Source organism: Micromonospora sp. NBC_00858, from assembly GCF_045207365.1.
GTDB lineage: Bacteria > Actinomycetota > Actinomycetes > Mycobacteriales > Micromonosporaceae > Micromonospora.
Window position 1 is genome coordinate 7,606,793 of sequence record NZ_CP108828.1, and the last position, 22,280, is coordinate 7,629,072.

General features: G+C 71.3%; 21 protein-coding genes. 9 read left to right on the top strand and 12 right to left on the bottom strand.

The features are described from left to right. Window positions 1-41: 41 nt before the first annotated feature. From xylA to OG990_RS35460, 3 genes are read left to right on the top strand one after another with little or no spacing between them, the layout of a single operon-like run. Window positions 42-1,229: a xylose isomerase gene (gene xylA / locus OG990_RS35450; protein WP_406078466.1), complete on the top strand. Its 1,188-nt coding sequence runs from the start codon at window positions 42-44 to the stop codon at window positions 1,227-1,229. Between the two features lie 8 nt (window positions 1,230-1,237). After that, entirely contained in the window at window positions 1,238-2,668 is a 1,431-nt protein-coding gene (xylB, locus tag OG990_RS35455) for a xylulokinase (RefSeq protein WP_406078467.1), read from the top strand. Window positions 2,669-2,725: 57 nt separating this feature from the next. Then, complete coding sequence (locus OG990_RS35460; protein WP_406078468.1) at window positions 2,726-4,150, top strand: MFS transporter; 1,425 nt, start codon at window positions 2,726-2,728, stop codon at window positions 4,148-4,150. Between the two features lie 93 nt (window positions 4,151-4,243). Here OG990_RS35460 and OG990_RS35465 read toward each other — a convergent pair whose 3' ends face one another. The 5 genes from OG990_RS35465 to OG990_RS35485 form a co-directional block, all read right to left on the bottom strand. Continuing rightward, window positions 4,244-5,917 carry a glycoside hydrolase family 13 protein gene (locus OG990_RS35465; RefSeq protein WP_406081978.1) on the bottom strand — a complete coding sequence of 558 codons (1,674 nt, stop codon included), beginning with the start codon at window positions 5,915-5,917 and terminating at the stop codon, window positions 4,244-4,246. A gap of 95 nt (window positions 5,918-6,012) precedes the next feature. Next, on the bottom strand, window positions 6,013-7,059 hold the full coding sequence (locus OG990_RS35470) for a LacI family DNA-binding transcriptional regulator (protein ID WP_328419713.1): 1,047 nt from the start codon (window positions 7,057-7,059) through the stop codon (window positions 6,013-6,015). 67 nt (window positions 7,060-7,126) lie between these two features. Further along, window positions 7,127-8,095 carry a carbohydrate ABC transporter permease gene (locus OG990_RS35475; protein ID WP_355609339.1) on the bottom strand — a complete coding sequence of 323 codons (969 nt, stop codon included), beginning with the start codon at window positions 8,093-8,095 and terminating at the stop codon, window positions 7,127-7,129. 1 nt (window position 8,096) lies between these two features. Beyond that, window positions 8,097-9,143, bottom strand: coding sequence for a sugar ABC transporter permease (locus tag OG990_RS35480; RefSeq protein WP_355609336.1), 1,047 nt, complete (start codon window positions 9,141-9,143; stop codon window positions 8,097-8,099). Between the two features lie 66 nt (window positions 9,144-9,209). After that, on the bottom strand, window positions 9,210-10,553 hold the full coding sequence (locus OG990_RS35485) for an ABC transporter substrate-binding protein (RefSeq protein ID WP_355609333.1): 1,344 nt from the start codon (window positions 10,551-10,553) through the stop codon (window positions 9,210-9,212). Window positions 10,554-10,804: 251 nt separating this feature from the next. Here OG990_RS35485 and OG990_RS35490 point away from each other — a divergent pair, with 251 nt between their 5' ends. Beyond that, window positions 10,805-11,578 carry a peptidoglycan DD-metalloendopeptidase family protein gene (locus tag OG990_RS35490; protein WP_328419705.1) on the top strand — a complete coding sequence of 258 codons (774 nt, stop codon included), beginning with the start codon at window positions 10,805-10,807 and terminating at the stop codon, window positions 11,576-11,578. Window positions 11,579-11,630: 52 nt separating this feature from the next. Here the strand turns inward: OG990_RS35490 and OG990_RS35495 are convergent, their stop codons facing one another. From OG990_RS35495 to OG990_RS35515, 5 genes are all read right to left on the bottom strand, one after another. Next, the gene (locus OG990_RS35495) at window positions 11,631-12,125 is read right to left on the bottom strand and encodes a TspO/MBR family protein (protein ID WP_406078469.1); all 495 of its coding nucleotides are present in this window, start codon (window positions 12,123-12,125) and stop codon (window positions 11,631-11,633) included. 690 nt (window positions 12,126-12,815) lie between these two features. Continuing rightward, the gene (locus OG990_RS35500) at window positions 12,816-12,959 is read right to left on the bottom strand and encodes a GPGG-motif small membrane protein (protein ID WP_007464364.1); all 144 of its coding nucleotides are present in this window, start codon (window positions 12,957-12,959) and stop codon (window positions 12,816-12,818) included. Further along, window positions 12,950-13,726, bottom strand: a complete 777-nt coding sequence (locus OG990_RS35505; RefSeq protein WP_406078470.1) for a metallophosphoesterase — start codon at window positions 13,724-13,726, stop codon at window positions 12,950-12,952. The genes OG990_RS35500 and OG990_RS35505 overlap by 10 nt, the downstream gene beginning before the upstream one ends. Window positions 13,727-13,736: 10 nt before the next feature. Beyond that, window positions 13,737-14,012: a hypothetical protein gene (locus OG990_RS35510; RefSeq protein ID WP_328419699.1), complete on the bottom strand. Its 276-nt coding sequence runs from the start codon at window positions 14,010-14,012 to the stop codon at window positions 13,737-13,739. After that, a complete protein-coding gene (locus tag OG990_RS35515) occupies window positions 14,009-14,635 on the bottom strand; it encodes a nucleotidyltransferase family protein (RefSeq protein ID WP_406081979.1) in 627 nt (208 codons plus the stop codon). The genes OG990_RS35510 and OG990_RS35515 overlap by 4 nt, the downstream gene beginning before the upstream one ends. A gap of 141 nt (window positions 14,636-14,776) precedes the next feature. On the opposite strand from OG990_RS35515, the gene OG990_RS35520 reads away from it, so the two are divergent. Further along, window positions 14,777-15,577 carry a dTMP kinase gene (locus tag OG990_RS35520; protein ID WP_328426053.1) on the top strand — a complete coding sequence of 267 codons (801 nt, stop codon included), beginning with the start codon at window positions 14,777-14,779 and terminating at the stop codon, window positions 15,575-15,577. Here the strand turns inward: OG990_RS35520 and OG990_RS35525 are convergent. Continuing rightward, a complete protein-coding gene (locus OG990_RS35525) occupies window positions 15,562-16,254 on the bottom strand; it encodes an SDR family NAD(P)-dependent oxidoreductase (RefSeq protein WP_406078471.1) in 693 nt (230 codons plus the stop codon). The two genes, OG990_RS35520 and OG990_RS35525, sit on opposite strands and share 16 nt — an antisense overlap. 115 nt (window positions 16,255-16,369) lie before the next feature. Between OG990_RS35525 and OG990_RS35530 the strand changes: the two genes are divergently transcribed. The 4 genes from OG990_RS35530 (at window position 16,370) to OG990_RS35545 (ending at window position 20,732) form a co-directional block, all read left to right on the top strand. Further along, a complete protein-coding gene (locus tag OG990_RS35530) occupies window positions 16,370-17,386 on the top strand; it encodes an NAD-dependent epimerase/dehydratase family protein (RefSeq protein ID WP_406078472.1) in 1,017 nt (338 codons plus the stop codon). Window positions 17,387-17,461: 75 nt separating this feature from the next. Further along, the gene (locus OG990_RS35535; protein WP_252419657.1) at window positions 17,462-18,376 is read left to right on the top strand and encodes a MurR/RpiR family transcriptional regulator; all 915 of its coding nucleotides are present in this window, start codon (window positions 17,462-17,464) and stop codon (window positions 18,374-18,376) included. After that, window positions 18,373-19,326, top strand: a complete 954-nt coding sequence (gene murQ / locus OG990_RS35540; RefSeq protein WP_328419691.1) for an N-acetylmuramic acid 6-phosphate etherase — start codon at window positions 18,373-18,375, stop codon at window positions 19,324-19,326. Before OG990_RS35535 ends, murQ begins: the two co-directional genes overlap by 4 nt. Before the next feature lie 455 nt (window positions 19,327-19,781). Then, window positions 19,782-20,732 carry a sigma-70 family RNA polymerase sigma factor gene (locus OG990_RS35545; protein WP_328419689.1) on the top strand — a complete coding sequence of 317 codons (951 nt, stop codon included), beginning with the start codon at window positions 19,782-19,784 and terminating at the stop codon, window positions 20,730-20,732. Between the two features lie 72 nt (window positions 20,733-20,804). On the opposite strand, the gene OG990_RS35550 is transcribed toward OG990_RS35545, so the two are convergent. Next, window positions 20,805-21,782, bottom strand: a complete 978-nt coding sequence (locus OG990_RS35550; RefSeq protein WP_406078473.1) for an NlpC/P60 family protein — start codon at window positions 21,780-21,782, stop codon at window positions 20,805-20,807. Window positions 21,783-22,280: the final 498 nt, after the last annotated feature.

Sequence of the window (22,280 nt, forward strand, 5' to 3'; positions counted from 1 at the left end):
AATAGTGGACGACACCACCCCACCACCCCCGGAGGTTCCTCATGGCACCCCGTCCCACCCCCGCTGACAAGTTCTCCTTCGGGCTCTGGACCGTGGGTTGGCAGGCCCGCGATCCGTTCGGTGACGCGACCCGTCCCGAGCTGGACCCGGTCGAGGCGGTGCACCGCCTCGCCGAGCTGGGCGCGTACGGGATCACCTTCCACGACGACGACCTGGTCCCGTTCGGGGCCGACGCCGCCACCCGTGACCAGCACATCGCCCGATTCCGCAAGGCTCTCGACGAGACCGGCCTGGTGGTGCCGATGGTCACCACCAACCTCTTCAACCACCCGGTCTTCAAGGACGGCGGCTTCACCAGCAACGACCGCGACGTCCGCCGCTACGCGCTGCGCAAGGTGCTGCGCAACGTCGACCTGGCCGCCGAGCTGGGTGCCAGCACCTTCGTGATGTGGGGCGGCCGGGAGGGCTCCGAGTACGACGTCGCCAAGGACGTCCGTGCCGCGCTGGACCGCTACCGCGAGGCGGTCGACCTGCTCACCCAGTACGTCATCGACCGGGGCTACAACCTGCGCTTCGCGCTGGAGCCCAAGCCCAACGAGCCGCGTGGTGACATCCTGCTGCCCACCATCGGGCACGCACTGGCCTTCATCTCCCAGCTGGCCCACCCGGAGCTGGTCGGCCTCAACCCCGAGGTCGGGCACGAGCAGATGGCCGGGCTCAACTACGCCCACGGCATCGCCCAGGCGCTCTGGCAGGGCAAGCTGTTCCACCTTGACCTCAACGGTCAGCGCGGCATCAAGTACGACCAGGACCTGGTCTTCGGCCACGGCGACCTGCTCAACGCGTTCGCCCTGGTGGATCTGCTGGAGAACGGCGGCCCGGACGGCGGTCCGACCTACGACGGGCCCCGGCACTTCGACTACAAGCCCTCCCGGACCGAGGACATGGCCGGGGTGTGGGCGTCGGCAGCGGCCAACATGAGCACGTACCTGCTGCTCAAGGAGCGGGCCGCGGCGTTCCGCGCGGACCCCGAGGTGGCCGAGGCGCTCGCCGTCAGCAAGGTCGCCGAGCTGACCACCCCGACGCTGAACCCCGGCGAGGGGTACGACGAGCTGCGCGCCGACCGGTCCGCCTTCGAGGAGTTCGACGCCGACGCGGTGGCCGCCCGGGGCTTCGGCTTCGTCCGGCTCAACCAGCTCGCCGTCGAGCACCTGCTCGGCGCCCGCTGAGGCCCGCCATGCCGCTGGTCGCAGGCGTTGACTCGTCCACCCAGTCCTGCAAGGTGGTGATCCGGGACGCGGAGACCGGTGCCCTGCTCCGGCAGGGCCGGGCGCCGCACCCGGACGGCACCGAGGTCGACCCGGAAGCCTGGTGGCACGCGCTGGGCAGCGCCGCCGACCAGGCCGGCGGGCTGGCCGACGTGGCGGCGGTCTCGGTCGCCGGCCAGCAGCACGGCATGGTCTGCCTCGACGAGGACGGCCGAGTGGTCCGCCCGGCACTGCTGTGGAACGACACCCGCTCTGCCGACGCCGCCGCCGAGCTGGTCGAGGAGGCCGGCGGCGACGCGGTCGGGCGCCGGTTCTGGGCCGAGGCCACCGGCAGCGTGCCGGTGGCCAGCTTCACCATCACCAAGCTGCGCTGGCTGGCCCGGCACGAGCCGGAGCTGGCGGCCCGGGTGGCCGCCGTCTGCCTGCCGCACGACTGGCTGACCTGGCGGCTGGCCGGCGCGCCAGGGCTGGCCGCGTTGCGTACCGACCGGGGTGACGCCAGCGGCACGGGTTACTGGTCCCCGGCCACCGGCGGCTACCGGCTGGACCTGCTGGAGCGGGCCTTCGGCCGGCGGCTGGCGGTGCCCGAGGTGCTCGGCCCGGCCGAGCCGGCCGGCACGCTGCCGGCCGGGACGCTGGGTGGGCCGGGCGGTGCGCTGCTCGGCGCGGGCACCGGGGACAACGCCGCCGCCGCGCTCGGCGTCGGTGCCGGCCCCGGCGACGTGGTCGTCTCGATCGGCACCTCCGGCACGGTGTTCAGCGTCGCCGACGTGGCGGCGGCCGACGAGAGTGGCGCGGTGGCCGGCTTCGCCGACGCGGCCGGACGATTCCTGCCGCTGGTCTGCACGCTGAACGCCGCCCGGGTGCTGGACGCCGCCGCCGCGATGCTCGGGGTCGGCTTGGACGAGCTGGCCGAGCTGGCGCTGTCCGCGCCGGCGGGGGCGGACGGGCTGGTGATGGTTCCCTACCTGGAGGGGGAGCGGACGCCGAACCGGCCGCTGGCCACCGGCGCGGTGCACGGCCTGACCCTGCGCACCTCGACTCCCGCGCATCTGGCTCGGGCCGCCGTGGAGGGCATGCTCTGCGCGCTCGCCGACGGCCTGGACGCGCTGAGGGCTCAGGGCGCCACCGTCCGCCGGGTTATCCTGGTCGGCGGCGGGGCACGGTCGGTCGCGGTGCGCCGGATCGCGCCGCAGGTCTTCGGCTGCCCGGTGGTCGTTCCGCCGGCCGGGGAGTACGTCGCCGACGGCGCCGCCCGGCAGGCCGCCTGGGTCGCCCTGGGCGGTCCGACGCCGCCCGCCTGGGCGGTCGAGGGCACCGAGGAGTACGGCGCCGAGCCCGTCCCCGCCGTCCGTGACCAGTACGCCGCCGCTCGGGGGTTGGTCCTCGACCGCCGCTGACCGGCGGCACCCACCCGCGTGACGCACCCGTCGGCGCGGTCTGGTTGGCTGCCGGTCATGACCGTGACCAGTGACGGGCCTCGGCGGGCCAGGGGCGGCAGCCGGGCGCACCGGCTGTACAGCGTCGTGGTGTTCGTGCTGCTCGCCTCGCTGGACAACGTGGCGATCGGGCTGGTCCCGCCGCTGTACGGGCCGATCTCCGACGCGTTCGCCGTCTCGGCGCGGTTGCTCGGCCTGGTCACCGCGGTCAGCTTCCTGGTCAGCGCGGTGGCCGCGGTCGGCTGGGCCTACGTCGGCGACCGGACCAACCGCAAACCCCTGCTCATGGTGGGCACGCTGCTCTGGGCGGCGGGCACCGGAGGCAGTGCGTTCGCCGGCGACTACCTGACGTTCCTGGCCGCGCAGATGGTCGCGGCGGTCGGTCTCGGTGCGGTCGGCTCGGTGGGCTTCTCGGTGGTCACCGACCTGATCTCACCGACCCGACGAGGGCTGGTGATGAGCTTCTGGGGGCTGTCCCAGGGCGTCGGCACACTGGCCGGCACGCTGGTCGGCGGGCTGCTCGGCGCGACCGACTGGCGGCGTCCGTTCCTGGTGCTGACCGGCGTGGGCCTGGCCGCCACCATGGCCTACCTGTTCACCTACGACATCCGGCGTGGCCAGAGCGAGCCGGAGCTGGCCGAGGCACTGGAGGCCGGAGCCGAGTACGACTACCGGATCAGCCGGGCCGACCTGCCGCGAATCCTGGCCCGGCGGACCAACCGGTGGCTGATCCTGCAGGGCCTGACCGCGCAGGCCGCGTTCGGTTCGCTGGTCTGGCTGCCGGTGCTCTTCGCCGAGCGGGCCGAGGACCAGGGCTACTCGGAGTCGACAGCGGTGGTGGTGGGCAGTGTCTTCGCCACGCTGTTCCAGCTCGGCGGGGTGCTCTCCATCGTCGGTGGGCTGATCGGCGACGCGGTGCAGCGGCGTACCCCGCGGGGCCGGGCACTGGTCGCCGCGGTCGGCATCCTCGCCGCGCTGCCGTTCTACCTGGTGCTGTTCTTCGTGCCGGTGACCATCGACGTGCCGGACGGCGGCAGCACCGGCGCGGTGGTCGGCGCAGTGCTGTCCAGTGTGTTCACCGAGCCGACGGTCGGGCTGAGCCTGCTGACCGCGGTGGTGGCGCTGGCGCTGACCTCGGCAAACTCGCCGAACTGGTTCGCGCTGATCGCCGACGTCAACCCGCCCGAGCACCGGGGCACCGTGTACAGCCTGGGAAACCTGGTCAACGGGGTCGGCCGGGCGGCCGGCAACGGGCTGGTCGGGGCGGCCTTCCAGGGCCTGCGTACGGCGTTCCCGCCGCCGCTGAACTACGCCGTCGGGCTGGCCGCGTTCCAGCTCTTCTTCATTCCCACCGGCATCATGTACTGGCTCGCCTCGCGGACCTCACCGGCGGACATCGACAACGTGCACGACCTGCTGCACACCCGCGCCGACCGTCTCTGACCCGACCCCGCCCGCCGCCCCCGGCCCTCGCCGGCCCATCCCGTCGGCCCGGTCAGGAGCAGGGGTCGACGGGACGGGCCGGTCGGGTTGAGGTCAGCCGCGCAGCCAGACCGTCACGTCGGTCGGGACCGCGCCGTCGTCGTGCAGCGGCGCGCTGGCGGCCAGCAACTCGGCACCGGCCGGAACCGGCACCGGGGCGTCACCGAAGTTGGTCAGCACGGTCAGCCCGCCATTGCGGAAGGTCAGCACCTCGTCGCCGGAGGACAACCACTCCAGCGTGCCGCGACCCAGCCCGTGGGCACGGCGCAACCGCAGGGCCGTGCGGTACAGCTCGTACGTCGAGCCGGGCACGTCGCGCTGCCGGTCCAGGGCGTACTCCGCGAACAGCGGTGGCTGCGGCAGCCAGCTGGCGTCGGTCGGGCCGAAGCCGTACGACGGCGCGTCGGCCTCCCACGGGATCGGCACCCGGCAGCCGTCGCGACCACGCTGGGTGTGCCCGCTACGCAGCCAGGTCGGGTCCTGCCGGGCCTCGTCGGGCATCGTGGTGTGCTCGGGCAGCCCCAGCTCCTCGCCCTGGTAGAGGTAGGCCGAGCCGGGCAGGGCCAGCATCAGCAGGGTGGCCGCCCGGGCCCGGCGCAGGCCGAGTGCGGCGTCCGGCTGCGGGTCGCCGATCCCGATGCCGTTGGGCCGGCCGGCGCCGATCGGCAGGCCGAGCCGGGAGGCGTGCCGCACCACGTCGTGGTTGGACAGCACCCAGGTGGTCGGCGCGCCGACCGAGTCGGTCGCCTCCAGCGAGCGGGTGATCACCGCGTACTGGGCCGGTGCGGTCCAGGAGGCGAGCAGGTACTCGAAGTTGAATGCCTGGTGCATCTCGTCCGGGCGGACGTAGCGGGCCAGCCGCTCGGCCGGCTCCACCCACGCCTCGGCGACCAGCACCCGCTCGCCGGGGTAGCTGTCCAGGACCTGCCGCCACTGCCGGTAGATCTCGTGCACGCCCTCCTGGTCCCACATCGGCGGGCGCGGCTTGTCCACCTCGTTGCCGGAGAGGATCTCCTGCGGCTCCTGCCAGTCGGCCAGGTCGGCCTGCTTGACCAGGCCGTGCGCCACGTCGACGCGGAAGCCGTCGACCCCACGGTCCAGCCAGAACCGCAGCACGTCCAGGAACTCCGCGTGCACCTCGGGGTTGTCCCAGTTCAGGTCGGGCTGGCCGGTGTCGAACAGGTGCAGGTACCACTGGCCGGGCCGCCCGTCCGGGTCGACCGTGCGAGTCCAGGCCGGGCCGCCGAAGACACTCTGCCAGTCGTTCGGCGGCTGGTCGCCGGCCGGGCCGAGGCCGTCGCGGAAGATGTACCGGGCCCGCTCCCGGCTGCCGGGTGCGGTGGGCAGCGCGGCCCGGAACCAGCGGTGCGCCGAGGAGGTGTGGTTCGGCACCAGGTCGACGATCACCCGCAGACCGCGGGAGCGGGCCTCGGCGATCAGCTTGTCCGCGTCCGAGAGGGTGCCGAACAGTGGATCGACGTCCCGGTAGTCGGCCACGTCGTAGCCGGCGTCGGCCTGCGGCGACGGGTAGAACGGGGAGAGCCACACCGCGTCCACGCCCAGCTCGACCAGGTGGTCGAGGCGGGCGGTGATGCCCGGCAGGTCGCCGACCCCGTCGCCGTCCGAGTCGGCGAACGAGCGGGGGTAGATCTGGTAGATGGCGGCTTCGGTCCACCAGCCGGTGATCGGGTCGCCGGAGGGGATCTGCTGCGTCGGGTCGGTGTTCAGGGTCGTCTCCCGTGTCGAGCTGTGGGTGGACTGCCGGGCGGTGCTGCTGCCGGCCACGTCGCCGCCAGCCGCCGGCCGGCGGCGGATGGGTCCGTTCAGTGTGCCCGGGGTGGTGCGGTCGAGTCCCGGACCACCAGCCGAGTGGGCAGGATCACCGGGGTCTCGCAGCCGGCGGTCCGCTGACCGACGATCGGGCCCACGCTCCGGGCCCCGAGCGGGTCGAGCAGCATCCGGGCGGCCAGCCGGCCCTGCTCGGCGGCGGGCTGGGCGATGGTGCTGAGCCCGAGCACGCCGGCCAGGTCGTGGTCGTCGATGCCGATCACGCTGACGTCCTGCGGTACGCGCAGCCCGGCGTCGCGCAGCGCGGTCATCGCGCCCATCGCCATCTCGTCGCAGGCCGCGAAGATCGCGGTCGGCGGCTCGCCCCGGGCCAGCAGTTCGGCGGCGGCCCGGTTGCCGCCGTCGATGGTGAACGTCGACTCGACGTCCAGGCTCGGGTCGGGTCGCAGGCCGGCGGCCCGCAGCTCCGCCTGGTAGCCCCGGCGTCGGTCCAGGTGGGTGGTGAAGGCCAGTTCGTCGTCGGGGTCACCGGAGATGTGCGCGATCCGGTGGTGACCGAGGTCGAGCAGGTGCCGGGTGGCGGTCCGGGCGGCGGCCACGTCGTCGATCCGCACGCACGGCCAGTTGGGCACCCTGGTCCCCGAGCTGATGGTCACACCGGGCAGGTCCAGGGTGGCCAGCGCGGTCAGGTCGGCCGGCCGCAGCGGCGTGGCGACCAGCATGATCGCGTCCACCCGCTTGTGCAGGTTGGCGGTGCGCAGCACCCGTTGGCGGACCTGTTCCCGGCCGCCCAGGTTGTACAGCAGCAGGTCGTAGCCGGACTGGTGGAGGAACTCCTCGACCGCCTCGACGATGGTGCTGAAGAACCAGCGGGTGATCCGGGGGACCACCACCGCGACCGTGCCGGTCCGGCCGCCAGCGAGCCGGGACGCACTCGGCGAGACCTCGTAGTCGAGCTGCTCGGCGGCGGCGAGCACCCGGCGTCGGGTGGCCGCCGAGACCGTCGGCAGCCCGCGCAGTGCCCGCGAAACGGTGGCTGTGGACACTCCGGCCAGCCGGGCGACATCATCAATCTTCGTCACGGTTCCCCCGCTCCCTACCCGCACGCCCGCCGCCGCCCGAGGGGCCAGGCGGCGGCGGGCATGCGGGTCAGCCCTTGACGCTGCCGGCGAGCAGACCTCGCACGAAGTAGCGCTGGAGGGACAGGAACACGATGAGCGGTACGACGATCGAGACGAACGCGCCGGCAGTCAGCCGCTGCCACTCGTTGCCCCGGGTGCCGGCCATCTCGGCCAGCCGGACGGTGAGCGGAGCTGTCTCGTTGCCACCGCCAGCGAAGATCAGCGCGACCAGCAGGTCGTTCCAGACCCAGAGGAACTGGAAGATGCCGAACGCGGCCAGCGCCGGCATGATCAGCGGCAGCACGATGCTGCGGAAGATCTTCGGGTGGCTGGCCCCGTCTACCCGGGCCGCCTCCATCAGGTCTCCCGGCAGTTGCGAGATGAAGTTGTGCAGCAGGAAGACGGCGAACGGGAGCGCGAAGCAGGTGTGCGCGAACCACACCTGGGCGAACTTCTGTTCGTCGACCAGATCCCAGGCCGGCATCAGGGTCACGCCGCCGAGGGTGACGCCGGTGGAGAAGAACTTCAGCAGCGGCACCAGGGCCATCTGCAACGGCACGATCTGCAACGCGAAGATCGCGATGTAGAGCCAGTCCCGGCCACGGAAGTTGATCCACGCCAGCGCGTACGCGGCCAGGGCCGCGAAGGCGAGCGGGAAGAGCACCGAGGGGATGGTGATCGCCAACGAGTTGACGAAGTAGCTCGCGAGCTGCCCGGATGACGACGACCGCCCGAACAGGACCTGCTGGTAGTTCTCCAGCGTGAACTGTGGGTTGGTGAAGGCGGTCCACCAGCCGGTGGTCTTGATCTCGTCCTCCGGCCGGAGGGAGGAGATGAACAGGCCGAAGGTCGGGATGGTCCAGACCACCGCGATGACGACCGAGACAAGGGTCGCGGTACGGCTGTTCAGCCGCTTGCGGACCCGCCCGGCGGTGGTGGGCGTGGTGCCGTCGGTCTTCTGGGTGCCGGCGGCCACGGTGGGCGTTGCGGTGGTCATCTCAGCCCTCCCGCTGCTGACGGAGGTTGCGGATCTGGTAGATCACGACCGGGATGACCAGGATGAAGAGGAAGACCGCGAGTGCGGAGCCCTGCCCGTTCTGGCCGTACCGGAACGCCTGGTTGTACATCTCGCTGGCGATCACGTTGGTGTCGTAGTTGCCGTTGGTCGAGGTCCGGACGATGTCGAAGACCTTGAGCGTGGCGATCGTGAGCGTCACCACCACGACGATCAGCGCCGGCCGGATGCTCGGCATGGTGATCCGCCAGAACATCTGCCACGGACTGACGCCGTCGAGGCGGGCGGCCTCCACGATGTCACCGGGGATGGACTTGATCGCGGCGGAGAGCACCACCATGGCGAAACCGGCCTGGATCCAGACCATGATGACGATCAGCAGCAGCGTGTTCAGCGGTGATTCGAGCAGCCACTGCTTGGGCTCACCGCCGAGGCTGACCACGATCTGGTTGAGCAGACCGATCTGGTCGCCGTCGCCGCGGTAGGCGTAGACGAACTTCCAGATGATGCTGGCGCCGACGAAGGAGATCGCCATCGGCAGGAAGATCAGTGATTTGGCCACCGCCTCGAAGCGGGCCTTGTCCACCAGGACGGCGTAGATCAGGCCGAACGCGGTCGCAACCAGCGGGACCAGGACCACCCAGACCAGGGTGTTGATCAGGACCCGGATGATCGAGCCGTCGGAGAACAGCCAGCCGTAGTTGCGCAGCCCGACCCAGTTGTTGCTGCCCGCGTCCATGAAGGACAGCAGTGTGGTGCGGATGGCCGGAACGACCAACCCGACCATGAGCAGCAGCAGCGTGGGCAGCAGGAAGAAGAGCGCGAAGAGTCCCTCCCCCTGCTTGCGCCGGCGGGGGAGCGGGGTGCCGCTGACGGACGCGGCGACCAACTGCGCCTCCCGCCGCCGAGCGAACCAGGCCGGCACCACGTCGAGAAGCAGGAGCAGACCGCCCACCACCGCGACGAAAGCGATCAGCCCGTACATCAGCATGAGGAACTTCGGCTGTTCCTCCGCGAAGTCGAACTCCATCGACCCTCCCAGGTCCGGATCCGCCGGTGGGCCGGCCCGCGGGTGCGGACCGGCCCACCGTTCAGATCACTTCCAGCTGCTCTCGATGCCCTGGAGCACCGGTGCGGTGTCCTTGCCGTTGATCCACTCGACCATGCCCTTCCAGAACGTCCCCGCGCCGACCGCGGCCGGCATCAGGTCGGATCCGTCGAAGCGGAAGACGCCGCTCTTGTCCTGCAGGATCTGGACGGAGAGCTTGTCGATCGGGCTGGCGACATTGGCGATGTCCAGCTTGTTGTTCGCCGTGACCCAGTTGCCCAGCTTCGCGCGGCTGTTGACGTACTCGCTGGAGGCGAGGTAGGTCTGCACCGCCTGGACCTCGGGGCGGTCGGCGTAGGCGACGACGAACTCGCCCGCGCCCAGCACCGGCTTGCCCTTGGCGGGGTCGATGGCCGGGAAGTAGAACGCGAAGGCGTCACCGTCCTCGGCCACCTTGGTGCCCTCGGGGAACTGGTTGGCGTAGAAGGACGCCTGCCGGTGCATGGCGCACTTGCCGGTGGTGACGGGCAGGCCGGCCTCACCGAAGGCGGTGGTGCCGATGCTCTTCACGCCGCCGAAGCCGCCGTTCATGTACTTCTCGTTCTTCAGGATGGTGCCGGCCCGGTTGACCGCGTCGACGATCCGCGGGTCGTTGAACGGGATGGCGTGGGTCGTCCACTGGTCGTAGACCTCGGGGGTCTGCGTCCGCAGCAGCACGTCCTCGATCCAGTCCGTGGCCGGCCAGCCGGTGGCGTCACCGGACTCGATGCCGGCGCACCACGGCTTGACGCCGCTCGCAGCGATCGTGTCGCTGAGCTTGATCATGTCGTCCCAGCTGGTCGGGACCGCCCAGCCCTTCTCCTTGAAGAGCTTCGGCGAGTACCAGACGAAGGACTTCACGTTGGCGCCGAGTGGCACGCCGTAGAGGGTGCCGTTGACGGTGCCGTACTTCAGCCAGTCGGCCGGCAGGTTCTGCTCGGCCATCGTCTTGGTGTCGGCACCGAGGGACTTCAGCTTGCCCGCGTCGGCGAACCGCTTGACCAGACCCGGCTGGGGCACGAACGCCAGGTCGGGCGCGTTGCCGCCGTCGACCCGGACCGGGAGCTGCGCCTCGAACTCGGCGTTGCCCTCGTAGTCGATCTCGATGCCGGTGCACTCGGTGAACTGCGACCACGACCGCTCCAGCAGGTCGGCCTCGGCGTCACGGATGGACGCGTAGATGGAGACCTTCTTGCCGTCGTGGCCCTCGTACTTGTCGTATGCGGCACACTCCGCGGAGCCCGCGTTGTCGCTCTTCTTGTCGTCGCCGGTACCGCAAGCGGTGGCGCTGAGCGCCAGCCCGAGTACACCGGCGATCGCGAAGGCCTGGCGTGGTCTGGTAAAGACCGCCATGCCGTCCTCCTTTCTAGCCGGCGCGGTCGTGCTCAAAGGCCCGGCGCCGGTCCCGATGGGCGTGCACACATGTAAGCGCTTGCATCGGGTTCGGTCCAGCCCCTGTCAGACACGAGCGAGTAACAATCCGGAAACCTCCGGGCTGCCTCGTGGGCGCGCTCCCGGGCCAGATCTTCGACTCTTTCGAAGGATGACGATATCTGTCAGGCTGAGTGCTACGCATCGAAGGTTTTCGACATAGGAGGAGCTGTATGCGTAAGCGGTGGATCAGCCTGCTGGTGACGGGTCTGCTCGTCGGGGGAGTCCTGGCCCCGGCGAGCCCGGCGCTGGCCGCGCCGACCTTCAAAGTGCCGTTCCCGTGCGGCCAGTCCTGGACCGGGCAGACCCGGACGAACCACAGCCCGGCGAACGCCGTCGACTTCAACCGCACCGACGACCTCGGTGACCCGGTGGTGGCCAGCGCGCCCGGCACCGTCGACCGGGTGACCGACCTCGGCGGCACCAGCTACGGCAAGTACGTCCGAATCAACCACGGTGGCGGTTACAGCACGTACTACGCCCACCTCAACGGCTTCAACGTCTCGGTCGGGCAGACGGTCGCCTACGGAAAGGTGCTCGGCTGGGTCGGCAGCACCGGCGGCTCGACCGGCCCGCACCTGCACTACGAGCAGCGCCTCAACGGCAGCGACATCCAGGTCCGATTCAACGGCACCCTCGCGCTCTACTGGGGCAGCAGGAGCTACACCAGCGACAACGGTTGCAGCTCGGGCGCCGGTTCCGGCACGGTCGACACCAGCGGCACCCCGCTGACCGTCCGCTCCGGCCCCGGCACCGGGTACGCCTCGGTGGGGACCGTCGCCGACGGCACCCGGGTGACCATCGCCTGCCAGACCAGCGGCACCACGGTCACCGGCACCTACGGCACCAGCTCGATCTGGGACCGGATCGGCAGTGGCCGCTACATCGCCGACGCGTACGTGTACACGGGTCACGACGGCTACATCCCGAACGTGCCCCGCTGCTGACCGGGGGAACGGCCACGGTCCCCGGCGGGCGCCGCCGCCGGGGACCGGTAGGTCAGGAGTTCAGCCGCCAGATCGACAGGTTCAGTGCGGCAGCGAAGGTGACCCAGGCCCAGTAGGGCAGCGACAGCGCCGCCGCGACCTGCGAGACCCGGGCGAACAACACCACCGTGAGCCCGATGGCCAGCCACATCGCCACGATCTCGGCGAACGCCAGCCCGTACTGCCCCGCGCCGAAGAACAGCGGGGTCCAGATCGCGTTGAGCACCAGTTGGGCGGTCCACGCCCAGAGCGGCGGGGAGAAGCCGACCCGGCGCCAGACCAGCCAGCCGGCCACCGCGATCAGCGCGTAGAGCAGCGACCAGGCCGGGCCGAACAGCCACGAGGGCGGCGCCCAGCTGGGTTGCCGCAGGCTCGCGTACTCCTCGGTGGTGCCCTGCACCCCCAGCCCGCCGATCGCGGCCGCGACGAAGACGGCCGCCACGAAGCCGACCAACGTCCAGCGCGACCGTCGGTTGGAGGTTGGACGCACGTCCTGCGATCTCTTCACGGTCAAGATGTTTCCGTCTGGTCGGCGGTCAAACGCTGCACCGGCCCAGGCAGGGCTCGCGCCCAGGTTGCCGCCGCCGGTGCCCGCGCCACCGCGGTCCTGTCGAGCTGCCCCAGATCTGGACCGGTCTGCGCCGCGACCGTACTCGTGCCGATACGCCCTCGTAGGCCGAACCGCTGTGCAGCCCCCATCGTGGCCGAACCGGTGGGCGCGGATGGCGTTGCGGCGCGGTCGTGGCTGAACCGGGGGTGGGGATGGTGTTGCGGCGCGGTCGTGGCTGAACCGGGGGTGGGGGTGGTGTTGGGGCGCGGTCGTGGCCGAACCGGTCGGTGTGGGTGGCGTTGCGGCGCGGTCGGGTGTTCGCGGGTGGGCGGGGACGCCGTCGTGGCCCGACTGGTGCGCTTCACGTCGTGGCGGCCAACTGGCGCGGACCGGCTGTAACCGGTGCTGGCTCCGGCGCCCCATATCTGGGGCAGCTCGACAGGGACTGAAGGGGGCACCCGGGCGGGGGCGGCCGGGCGGGACGCCTCCGCCTGGATGCTCAGACACTCGGACAGCACAGCGGCCTCGGACAGCACAACGCTCTCGGACAGCACAACGCCGGGGTCGCCGCGGGCGGTGCTCCTGTCGGGAGGACGGAGCTCCGGTCGCGGCGACCCCGGCGGGTCCCGGTGTTACGAGATACGAACGTCAATTGAAGATGCTGACACCACCCGGGCCGACCAACAGCCCGACGACGATGAGGACGATGCCCCACAGGATCTGCCGGCGGAACAGCGCGAGAATGCCGGCGACCACGAGTACGACTGCGAGAATCCAGAGAATCAGCTCCATGACCTCTGACTACCCGACCCGCCGATCGGGGAAACCTGGTCGGTGTCAAGTTGATCGCCCACGTGGAAGACGCTGTACGCCTGCTTGATCACCGGGTGCGCGACGTTGCGTACGCGTACTCCGCCGGGGGTGGTGCCGCGCTCGGTGCCGGCGTGCGCGTGCCCGTGCAGGGCGAGCGCGGTGGGGGCCGAGTCGATCGCCTGCCCCAGCTGGTACGAGCCGAGGAACGGGTAGATCTCCAGCGGCTCGCCGGCCAGCGTGTCCGGCACCGGTGAGTAGTGGGTGAGCGCGACCAGCATGTCGCAGTCCAGCTGGCGCAGTGCGTCACCGAGCCGGTCCGCGCTGTCGTTGGTGGTTTGGACGAACGCCTTCATCTCCGGCTCGCCGAAGTCGCTCGCACACCGACCGGCGAACCCGCCGCCGAATCCCTTGACGCCGGCGATGCCGAGTCGCCCGCCCGCGCAGTCCAGTACGACGCCGCTGCCCTCCAGCACGGTGATGCCCGCGTCCTCGAGCACCTTGACCACCTGCGGCACCTGGTCACACTGGTGGTCGTGGTTGCCCAGCACGGTCACCACCGGCACGGCCAACCCGCCGAACTCCTGCGCGACGCAGCGCGCCTCGGCCTCGGTGCCGTGCCGGGTCAGATCCCCGGCCAGCAGCAGCACGTCGGCGCACTCCGGCAGCTCCTCCAGCGCGGGGCGGAACCGGCCGACCACGTCCTCGTCCAGATGCACGTCGCCCACGGCGGCGATCCGGATCACCATGGAACCTCCCTCAGGGCAGTTGCTCGATCTCCGTGGGCGCCTGAACACGGATCACCCCGATGTCGCTGGTGATCGGCACGTCCGGGAAACGCTCGGCCACCCGGCGCAGGATCTCCTCGCGCCGGTGCGGGCTCTCCACCTCGCCGTAGAGCACGAGGGCGCGTTCCCGCCGCACCACGGTGATCCCCTGTTCGGCGACGGCCGGGTCCTCGGCCAGCAGCCGGTGGATCTCCGCCTCGACGTACTCGTCCGGCGGCCCGGCGCCGCTGTCGCGATGGTGGGTCACGGTGTCCCCTCTCCTGCCTGGGTGCCGGCTTCCGGCACCACCTCCAGCCGGTCCAGCAGCACCAGGAACGCCTCGGCGTACGGCGAGTGCTGCGTCTCCTTGCGTACCCGTTCCCAGTCGATCTGCTCCCGCAGCGACCGGGCCAGCGGTAGGCCGCGGGCGAAGTCGCAGTAGTGCTGGGAGAAGGCGAGCAGCTTGTGCACCATCAGCTGGGTGGCGGACAGAACCGGCATGTGAATCGCGTCGACCGGCCGGATGACCGTGTCGCCGAACGTCTCCTCGGTCACCGGCGTCTCGATCGGCCGGTGGATCAGGTCCACCATCCGCCCGTCGTCGAAGACCTTCACCAGCCAGTCCTCTGGGGGACGCTCGGCGACGAAGCCGGCGGCCACCAGGGCCTCCAGCGACCGTTCGACGTCGGCCTCCCGGATCAGGAAGTCGACGTCGTGGTCGCTGGAGTGGCCACCGTGGGCGTAGACGGCGAAGCTGCCGCCGAGCGCGAACGGGATCTCGGACTGCTTGAGCACGGCGGCGACCTTCTTGAGGGTGTGCACCAGACTCTCGTCCCCGCGCTCAGCCATCTGGTTCTCCCGTCGGTCAGGTCGGTGGACAGGCGGTTGGATTTGAATCTCCCGTACCCGGCATTCCGGTCGGCCACACCTGGTCCGGTCGCGGGCGGGTGCCAACCGGGATGAAGCACCATAAACCTCGCCGAGTCGGAGCGCGGGTCGGATAACCTGCTGAGGGTGGCCAGATCAACGGGGATGCGACGCAGCAGGGCCCGGTTGCGCACCGTCGCCCTGATCGGCATTGACGGTTCGGGCAAGACCACCCAGGCGCACCGGCTGGCCGACGCGTTGACCGCCGCTGGCCGCCCGGCCAAGTACCGGCGCAACGCGAGCGGGCGCCGCTGGCTCGGCCGGGTCGCCCACCGGTTCGGCCGCCCCGACGCCCAGCGGCTTGTCGGGCGCGACGGCATGCTGGCGGTGGAGTCCGTGCTGCGCTGGCTCGCCATCGCAGCCGCGCTGCTCAGCTGCCTGCTCACCGGCCGGACGGCGGTGATGGACCGGTACTCGGCCTGCCAGTACGCCAGCATCCGGGCCCATGGCGGGCACCGCTGGGAGCGGCTGGCCCGGGCCGGCTACCGGTGCTTCCCGACGCCCCAGGTGACCTTCCTCCTCGCCGTCGACCCGGCCGAGGCGTACCGACGGATCGAACAGCGCGGCACCGACCACGAGACGATGGGCTGGCTGACCGCGGCCGACACCGCCTACCGCGCCCTACCCGAGTACCCGACCTTCGTGTTGGTGGACGCGGGCCGCCCGGCCGAGGAGGTGACCGAGCAGATCCAGGCGCACCTGGCGACCTGGCTGCCGCCCGACGCCCGTCCCGACCCCGCCCGTCCGTCGGCCGTCCCGCCGCCGTCCGACGTGCCGCCTGAGCCGTCCGTGCCGGAGCCGTCGGCGTCGCCGCCACCCGTCGTGACCACGTCCGCCGAGCCGGCGGCGGGGGAGCAGAGCGGTCGCTATCCCGCCGGGCCGCTGGTGGCTCAGGCCCGCCCGTAGACCGGGACGGTGGCGCCGCTGGTCGGTGCGGACTCCGCCGACGCGAGGAAGTGGATCACCGGCGCGATCTCGGCCGGGGTCACCCAGCGGGAGTGGTCGGCGTCGGGCTGCGCGGCCCGGTTCGCCGGGGTGTCGATGACGCTGGGCAGAATGGTGTTGCATCGCACATTGCGGGACCGGTACTCCACGGCGACCGCGTTGGCGAAGGCGAGCACGGCCGCCTTGGCCGTGACATAGCCGGCCGCGCCGGGAAACGGGGCGACCGCCGCGCGGGCCGAGACGCAGACCACCGCGCCGCCGCCAGCCGACACCAGGTGCGGCAGCGCGGCCTGGGTGACCAGGTAGGTCGGCCGCAGGTTGGCGGTGAGCATCCGCTCGAACTCCTCGACCGGTGTCTCGTGCACCAGCCCGCCGCTGGCGTACCCCCCGACAAGGTTGACCACCGCCCGCAGTGGCGCCGCCGGCTCACCGGCGGCGGCCTCGACCGCCCGTGCCGCGCCGGCCGGGTCGGTCAGGTCCGCGACCAGCCGGACCGGCCCGTCCGCTGCCGGCTCCGACCCGGGCCGGGCTTCCCGCTCCGGTACGACCACCCGCCAGCCGGCCGTCAAGAAGGTGGCAACGACCGCTCCGCCGAGCCCGCCCGTACCTCCGGTCACCAGCACACTGCGATCTGCCATGCGCCCACGCTAGCGGCCACTCCGGCTGCGGGCCGGCTGCGGGCCGGCTGCAAGAGCGCTCTGCCGAGAGCAGAGCGGCTTGGTGAACAGCCCACCAGCGGCGCAGCATCAGCGGATGCGGATCCTCATTCTCGGTGGCACCCGGTTCCTCGGCCGGGCACTGGCCCAGCTCGCCGTCGCGCAGGGGCACGACGTGACCTGCGCCGCCCGGGGCGTCTCCGGTACTGCCCCGGCCGAGGCCCGGTTCGTGCCGGTCGACCGGGACGACCCGGACGGCCTGGCGCCGCTCGCCAGGGAGGGCTTCGACGCGGTGGTGGACGTGACCCGCCAGGTCAGTCATGCCCGGCACGCGCTGGCCGCGCTGGCCAACCAGGTCGGCCACTGGTCGTTCGTGTCGACGGTTTCGGTGTACGCCGACAACACCACCCCCGGCCAGAACGCGGCGGACGCGCCGGTGCTGGCACCCGCCCCGCCGGACGTGGACGGGCCGGTCGGCGCGGACAACCGCTGGTACGGCGAGTGCAAGGTGAGCATCGAGCGGCTGGTCCGGGAGCGGATGGGCGAGGACCGCTCGTTCATCTGCCGGGCGGGGCTGATCGTGGGGGCGGAGGACCCGAGCGACCGCTTTCCGTACTGGGTGCGGCGGCTGTCGGCCGGTGGGGAGGTGCTCGCGCCCGGACGCCCGACCGACCGCGTGCAGTTCGTGGACGTCGCCGATCTGGCGGCCTGGCTACTGCACGCCGCCGGCACCCGCCTCACCGGCACGTACGACGGCAGCGGCCCGGCGCTGTCCCGAGCTGAACTGTTGGCCGGGGTGGCCGCCGGGCTGGAGGTCGCCGATCCGGCCCTCACCTGGGTCGACCAGGATTTTCTGCTGGCCCGGGACGTACGCGAGTGGTCGGGGGAGCGGGCACTGCCGCTGTGGGTGCGGCTGCCGGAGTGGGGCGGCCTGATGGACCGGGACGTCCGACCGGCGCTCGACGCCGGACTGGCGGTCCGGCCGCTGTCCGACACCGTTCGGGCGACCGCGACCTGGATGGCCGCACAACCAGCCGCCGTCCGGCAGGGCGGACTGGACCCGGCGGATGAGGCGGCGCTCCTGGGGGAGTGGCACGCTGTGCAGGACGGGTGATCCCGATCGACGGTACTTTTCCCATCACGGCCAGTCATGGTTGACGCTCACGCCTCATGAAAGTAAGTTTCATCCGTGGCGAAGAGTCCGAAGATTTCCGCGAGTCACGAGCCCGGTGGGCTGATCGTCCACATCAGTGGCCTGCTTCCGTCGCTGTCGCCAGCCGAACAGCGGGTGGCCCGTCTGGTCGTGTCCGACCCGGCCGCCGCCGCCCGGCGGACCATCACCGACCTCGCCACCGCGGCCGAGACATCCGAGGCGACCGTCATCCGGTTCTGCCGGTCGGTCGGCATGGACGGCTACCCGCAGCTGCGCATCCGGCTCGCCGCGGAGGCCGCGCGCCGGATCGAGCCGCCGGACGCCCGGGTGGTCGGCGGTGACATCCCGCCCGGCGCCGACCTCGCCCAGATCATCGCCACCATCGCCTTCAACGACGCACGCGCGGTGGAGGAGACTGCCGAGCAACTCGACCCGGCCGTCTGTGAGCAGGTGGTCGAGGCGATCGCCAACGCCGGCCGGATCGACATCTACGGCGCCGGGGCCAGCGGGTTCGTCGCCTCCGACTTCCAACAGAAGCTGCACCGCATCGGCCGGATCGCCTTCTACTTCCCGGACGTGCACACCGCGCTGACCTCGGCGGCCCTGCTCGGTCGCGGCGACGTGGCGATCGGCATCTCGCACACCGGCACCACCTCCGACGTGATCGAGGTGCTGGAGCAGGCCCGGACGCGAGGCGCCGCCACCGTGGCACTGACCAACTTCCCGCGCTCGCCGATCACCGACGTGGCCGACTTCGTGTTGACCACCGCCGCCCGCGAGACCACCTACCGTTCCGGCGCGACGGCCAGCCGACTGGCCCAGCTCACGGTGGTCGACTGCCTCTTCGTGGGCGTGGCCGCCCGCAACCGCTCCAGGGCGCGTAAGGCCCTTGAGGCGACGGCGGAAGCGGTCCAGTCGCACCGGGTGGGCGCCAACCGGAGGCGGGGATGACGGCCGGCGTGGAGCCCGACGAGGACACGCCAGCACGCCCCGCCCGCCCGACGGTCCGGGTGGGTGCCCCGACCGAACGGCGCAACCCGCTGAGCGTCGACCTCGACCTGATGTCGACCCGCGACGTGCTCACCGTTATCAACGAGGCCGACCGACGGGTACCGGCGGCGGTCGCCGCGGTGCTCGACGAGATCGCCGCAACGGTCGATCTGGCAGTCGCGGCGCTACGTGGCGGCCATCGGGTGCACTACTTCGGGGCCGGCACCTCCGGCCGCCTGGGTGTGCTCGATGCGGCCGAGCTGGCACCGACCTTCAACTCGCCCCGGCACTGGTTCTGCTCCCACCTCGCCGGTGGGCCGGACGCGATGTGGCGGGCCGTGGAGGACGCCGAGGACGACGAGCGGGGCGGCGCGGTCGATGCGGCCGGGTGTGTGCACGCCGGCGACCTGGTGGTCGGTCTGGCCGCCAGCGGACGCACCCCGTACGTCCTCGGGGCGCTCGCCGCGTCCCGCGCCACGGGTGCCTCGACGGTGCTGCTCTGCGCCAATCCGGAGGCGGAGGCCGCCCGGTCGGTCGACGTGTTCATTGGGGTGGACACCGGACCGGAGGTGGTCACCGGGTCGACCCGGATGAAGGCGGGCACCGCGCAGAAGTTGGTGCTCAACACGTTCTCCACCGCCGTCATGGTGCGCCTGGGACGGGTCTACTCGAACCTCATGATCGACATGGTGGCCACCAACGCGAAACTCCGTGGGCGGATGATTTCGATCCTGGTCGAGGCCACCGGCTGCTCGGAGGAGATCTCCCGTCGGGCCCTCAACGAGGCCGACGGCGATCTGAAGACCGCGCTGGTCTCGCTGGTCTCCGGTGCCGAGGTCGCCGCCGCCCGGGCCGCGCTGGCCCGCTCTGCCGACCAGGTTCGCGGCGCGCTGGCCCTGCTCGCCTCCTAGCCCCCAAACCCCGTACCGACGGATGGGAAGCGAACGGGGCTCCGGATTGTTCATCTGGCCGGGGGGTAATACCACCTCCGTAGATGAACCGACCGGTCCACCGGTGCGTATCTGGCAGTGACCAGGATCGCAGCTCGGTGGTGACCCGGGTCGCTGTGCCCCCGCGGCGGGCGGTGTTGCCATAGTTGCGGGCGTTCGGCGATTCGTCGACCCGCCAACCCGTACGTGGTGCCCAGAGGCGAGCCACCCGGCGGGTGCTGACAGCAAACGTGGACCGTGCTCTCAGCTACTACTCAGGCATTCGTGACACTTTCGACTCAGGACATGGAATCCCTGACACGTCTCATCTGTTGTGTAGGTGTCAGCACCGGTGGGCACAACAGAAGGTTACCGGGGAAGGGCTGACGGACGTGGGGACGGCAAGGAACCGGGCAACCGGCGCGAGCGAGGGGACCGTGGGCAACGTGGACAAGAACATCGGCATGCGCACCGACGAGGTTGCCGAGGAGCGCGACCTGGTCGGCGTCTACCTGCACGAGATCTCCCGGACGCCACTGCTGGACGCCGCCAAGGAGGTCGATCTCTCCAAGGCGATCGAGACCGGCCTCTACGCTGAGCACCTGCTCGGCGAGGACCGCGTCCCCGCCGGTGTCGACCGGGCTGACCTGGAGTGGCTGGTCGTCGAGGGGGAGCGCGCGAAGGACCTCTTCATCCGCGCCAACCTGCGACTGGTCGTGTCAATCGCCCGCCGTTACGTGCGCTCGGGCATGCCCATGCTGGATCTGATCCAGGAGGGCAACACCGGCCTCGTCCGGGCGGTCGAGAAGTTCGACTACGAGCGCGGCTACAAGTTCTCCACCTACGCCACCTGGTGGATCCGCCAGGCCATCAGCCGGGCGATCGCCCAGCAGGAGCGCACGGTCCGTCTTCCGGTGCACCTCGTGGAGGACGTCAACCGGATGCGCAACGTGGCCCGGCAGCTCACCCGTGAGCTGGGTGGCGACCCGGAGCCGGACCAGATCGCGGCCGCCCTCGGCGTCACCGTCGAGCGGGTCAACGAGCTACGCCGCTGGTCGCAGGACACCGTCTCGCTGGACACCCCGGTGGGCGACGACGGCGACACGAACCTCGGTGACCTGGTCGCCGACAGTGACGCGCCGTCGCCGGAGGACATCGTCCTCAGCGGCCTGGAGCGGCAGCGCATCGAGGGGCTGCTGAACCACCTCGACGACCGGTCGGCCGGCATCATGCGGGCCCGGTACGGGCTTGAGGACGGCCGCGAGCACTCGCTCACCGAGGTCGCGTCCCGGTTCTCCCTGTCCCGCGAACGGATCCGGCAGCTGGAGATCCAGGCCCTCGGCCGGCTTCGTGAGCTGGCCCGGGCAGAGGGGCTGCAGGCAGCCTGACCTGCTAGTAATGACGGCGAACGGCCGGCGTCCGATAGGGGGACGCCGGCCGTTCGCCGTATCCGGTTCCGGCTAGCGGACCCGGCCGTAGCCCTGGATGGACATCATGTTCATGCCCCGCTTGAGCACGTTGCGGCCGGCGCTCGGTGCGTCGATCACCTGGCCGCCGCCGACGTAGAGGGCGACGTGCCCGAGCCCGCTGTAGAAGACCAGATCTCCCGGGCTTAGGTCGCCCCGACCGATGTGGGCGACCGCACCCCACTGCATCCGGGTGTTGTGCGGCAGCGACTTCCCAGCCGCCCGCCAGGCCGCCGAGGTCAGCCCGGAGCAGTCGTAGCCGTTCGGCCCGTCGGCCGCCCAGACGTACGGCTTGCCCAGCGCGCCGAAGGCGTAGCGCACGGCGACGCCGGCCGCACCGGCGACGGCGGGTACGTTCGCGGCCTGGGTGGCCGCCGCCCTGGGCGCGGGTTGCTCGGTGGCCGCCCCGTACGCCTGCCGGCGCAGCTCGTACAGGTTGGCCAGGTCCTTCTCGATCTGCTTCTTGGCCGCCGAGAGTTGGCGGGCCTGCGCGGCCTGCCGGGTCAGCGTGGCGTCCAGGCGGCTCTTCTCATCGAGCAGCCGTTGCTGGGTGGCGGTGAAGCCCGAGATGCGTTCCTGCCGTTGGCGGGTCAGTTGATCGAGCGCGCCGAGCCGGTCCAGCAGCGCCGCCGAGCCGCCGGGACGCAGCAGCGCGTCCGCGGTCCGCAGACCACCGCTCTTGTACGCGGTCGTGGCCAGCTCGGCGACGTCAGCCCGGCTCTGCTCGGCCTGCTGTTCGAGCGGGCCGATGCGGGCCTGTAATCGGGCCGCTGCCGTCTTGTTGGTCTTGATCTCCTCGCGGAGCTTGTTGTATGACTCGACGACCCGCTCCAGCTCGGCCGAGGACGTCTCGATCCGGCGGGTCAGGTCAGCGGGTGACGGCTCGGCGTATGCCGCCGCCGTCGGTGCGATCAGCGCGGCCGACATGCCGACCAGCGCCACGGTGCGCAGCAGGTTTCTCAGGGATGACAAGAGCGGAAGGCTCCTCTCCCACGGCCGCCGACGGGGCTGCTGATGCCCTCGGCGACACCGGCCGGGGCCACCCGGGCGGACGGCACTGGGCCGGACCGGCCCGCCCAACCTAACCCGGGACGGATGTCGCCCGCAGTTGAAGCAGGGGCGAATGTTGGCAAAGTGGCGGGAAGTAGCGCTGCGGCAGGTGGCTTTAGCGGGGCTGCTGACGCGCGACGAGCCTTCCGGCGCGATCCCTTTCTGGGTCGATTGACGGATATACGACCTTCGTCGTTCCGGGCGTATGACGCCGGATACCAGTGCGCCATAACCGATAAAACCTGAAATGGATGCTGTTTCGCGACGATGTCCCCCGGCCTGGCGAGCTGTCGGGAGGCCGTAACTTGCCCGGTGGGCTGGCGGCGCCACAACACAATGAAGGCCGGAGCCGGGAATCCCGTCGACAGGCAGCGATGCCTCACCCGCAGGCCAGCCCGGCGAACCGCCCCGCGGGAGGAA

Bases quoted from the DNA above. Each gene is read 5' to 3' on its own strand.
- OG990_RS35505 (WP_406078470.1), bottom strand. From the start codon at position 13,726: ATGGTGATCCGGATCGCCGCCGTGGGCGACGTGCATCTGGACGAGGAC.
- OG990_RS35485 (WP_355609333.1), bottom strand. From the start codon at position 10,553: ATGGCGGTCTTTACCAGACCACGCCAGGCCTTCGCGATCGCCGGTGTA.
- OG990_RS35500 (WP_007464364.1), bottom strand. From the start codon at position 12,959: ATGGAGCTGATTCTCTGGATTCTCGCAGTCGTACTCGTGGTCGCCGGC.
- OG990_RS35530 (WP_406078472.1), top strand. From the start codon at position 16,370: ATGCGGATCCTCATTCTCGGTGGCACCCGGTTCCTCGGCCGGGCACTG.
- OG990_RS35460 (WP_406078468.1), top strand. From the start codon at position 2,726: ATGACCGTGACCAGTGACGGGCCTCGGCGGGCCAGGGGCGGCAGCCGG.
- OG990_RS35480 (WP_355609336.1), bottom strand. From the start codon at position 9,143: ATGGAGTTCGACTTCGCGGAGGAACAGCCGAAGTTCCTCATGCTGATG.
- OG990_RS35490 (WP_328419705.1), top strand. From the start codon at position 10,805: ATGCGTAAGCGGTGGATCAGCCTGCTGGTGACGGGTCTGCTCGTCGGG.
- murQ (WP_328419691.1), top strand. From the start codon at position 18,373: ATGACGGCCGGCGTGGAGCCCGACGAGGACACGCCAGCACGCCCCGCC.
- xylA (WP_406078466.1), top strand. From the start codon at position 42: ATGGCACCCCGTCCCACCCCCGCTGACAAGTTCTCCTTCGGGCTCTGG.
- xylB (WP_406078467.1), top strand. From the start codon at position 1,238: ATGCCGCTGGTCGCAGGCGTTGACTCGTCCACCCAGTCCTGCAAGGTG.
- OG990_RS35475 (WP_355609339.1), bottom strand. From the start codon at position 8,095: ATGACCACCGCAACGCCCACCGTGGCCGCCGGCACCCAGAAGACCGAC.
- OG990_RS35520 (WP_328426053.1), top strand. From the start codon at position 14,777: ATGCGACGCAGCAGGGCCCGGTTGCGCACCGTCGCCCTGATCGGCATT.
- OG990_RS35525 (WP_406078471.1), bottom strand. From the start codon at position 16,254: ATGGCAGATCGCAGTGTGCTGGTGACCGGAGGTACGGGCGGGCTCGGC.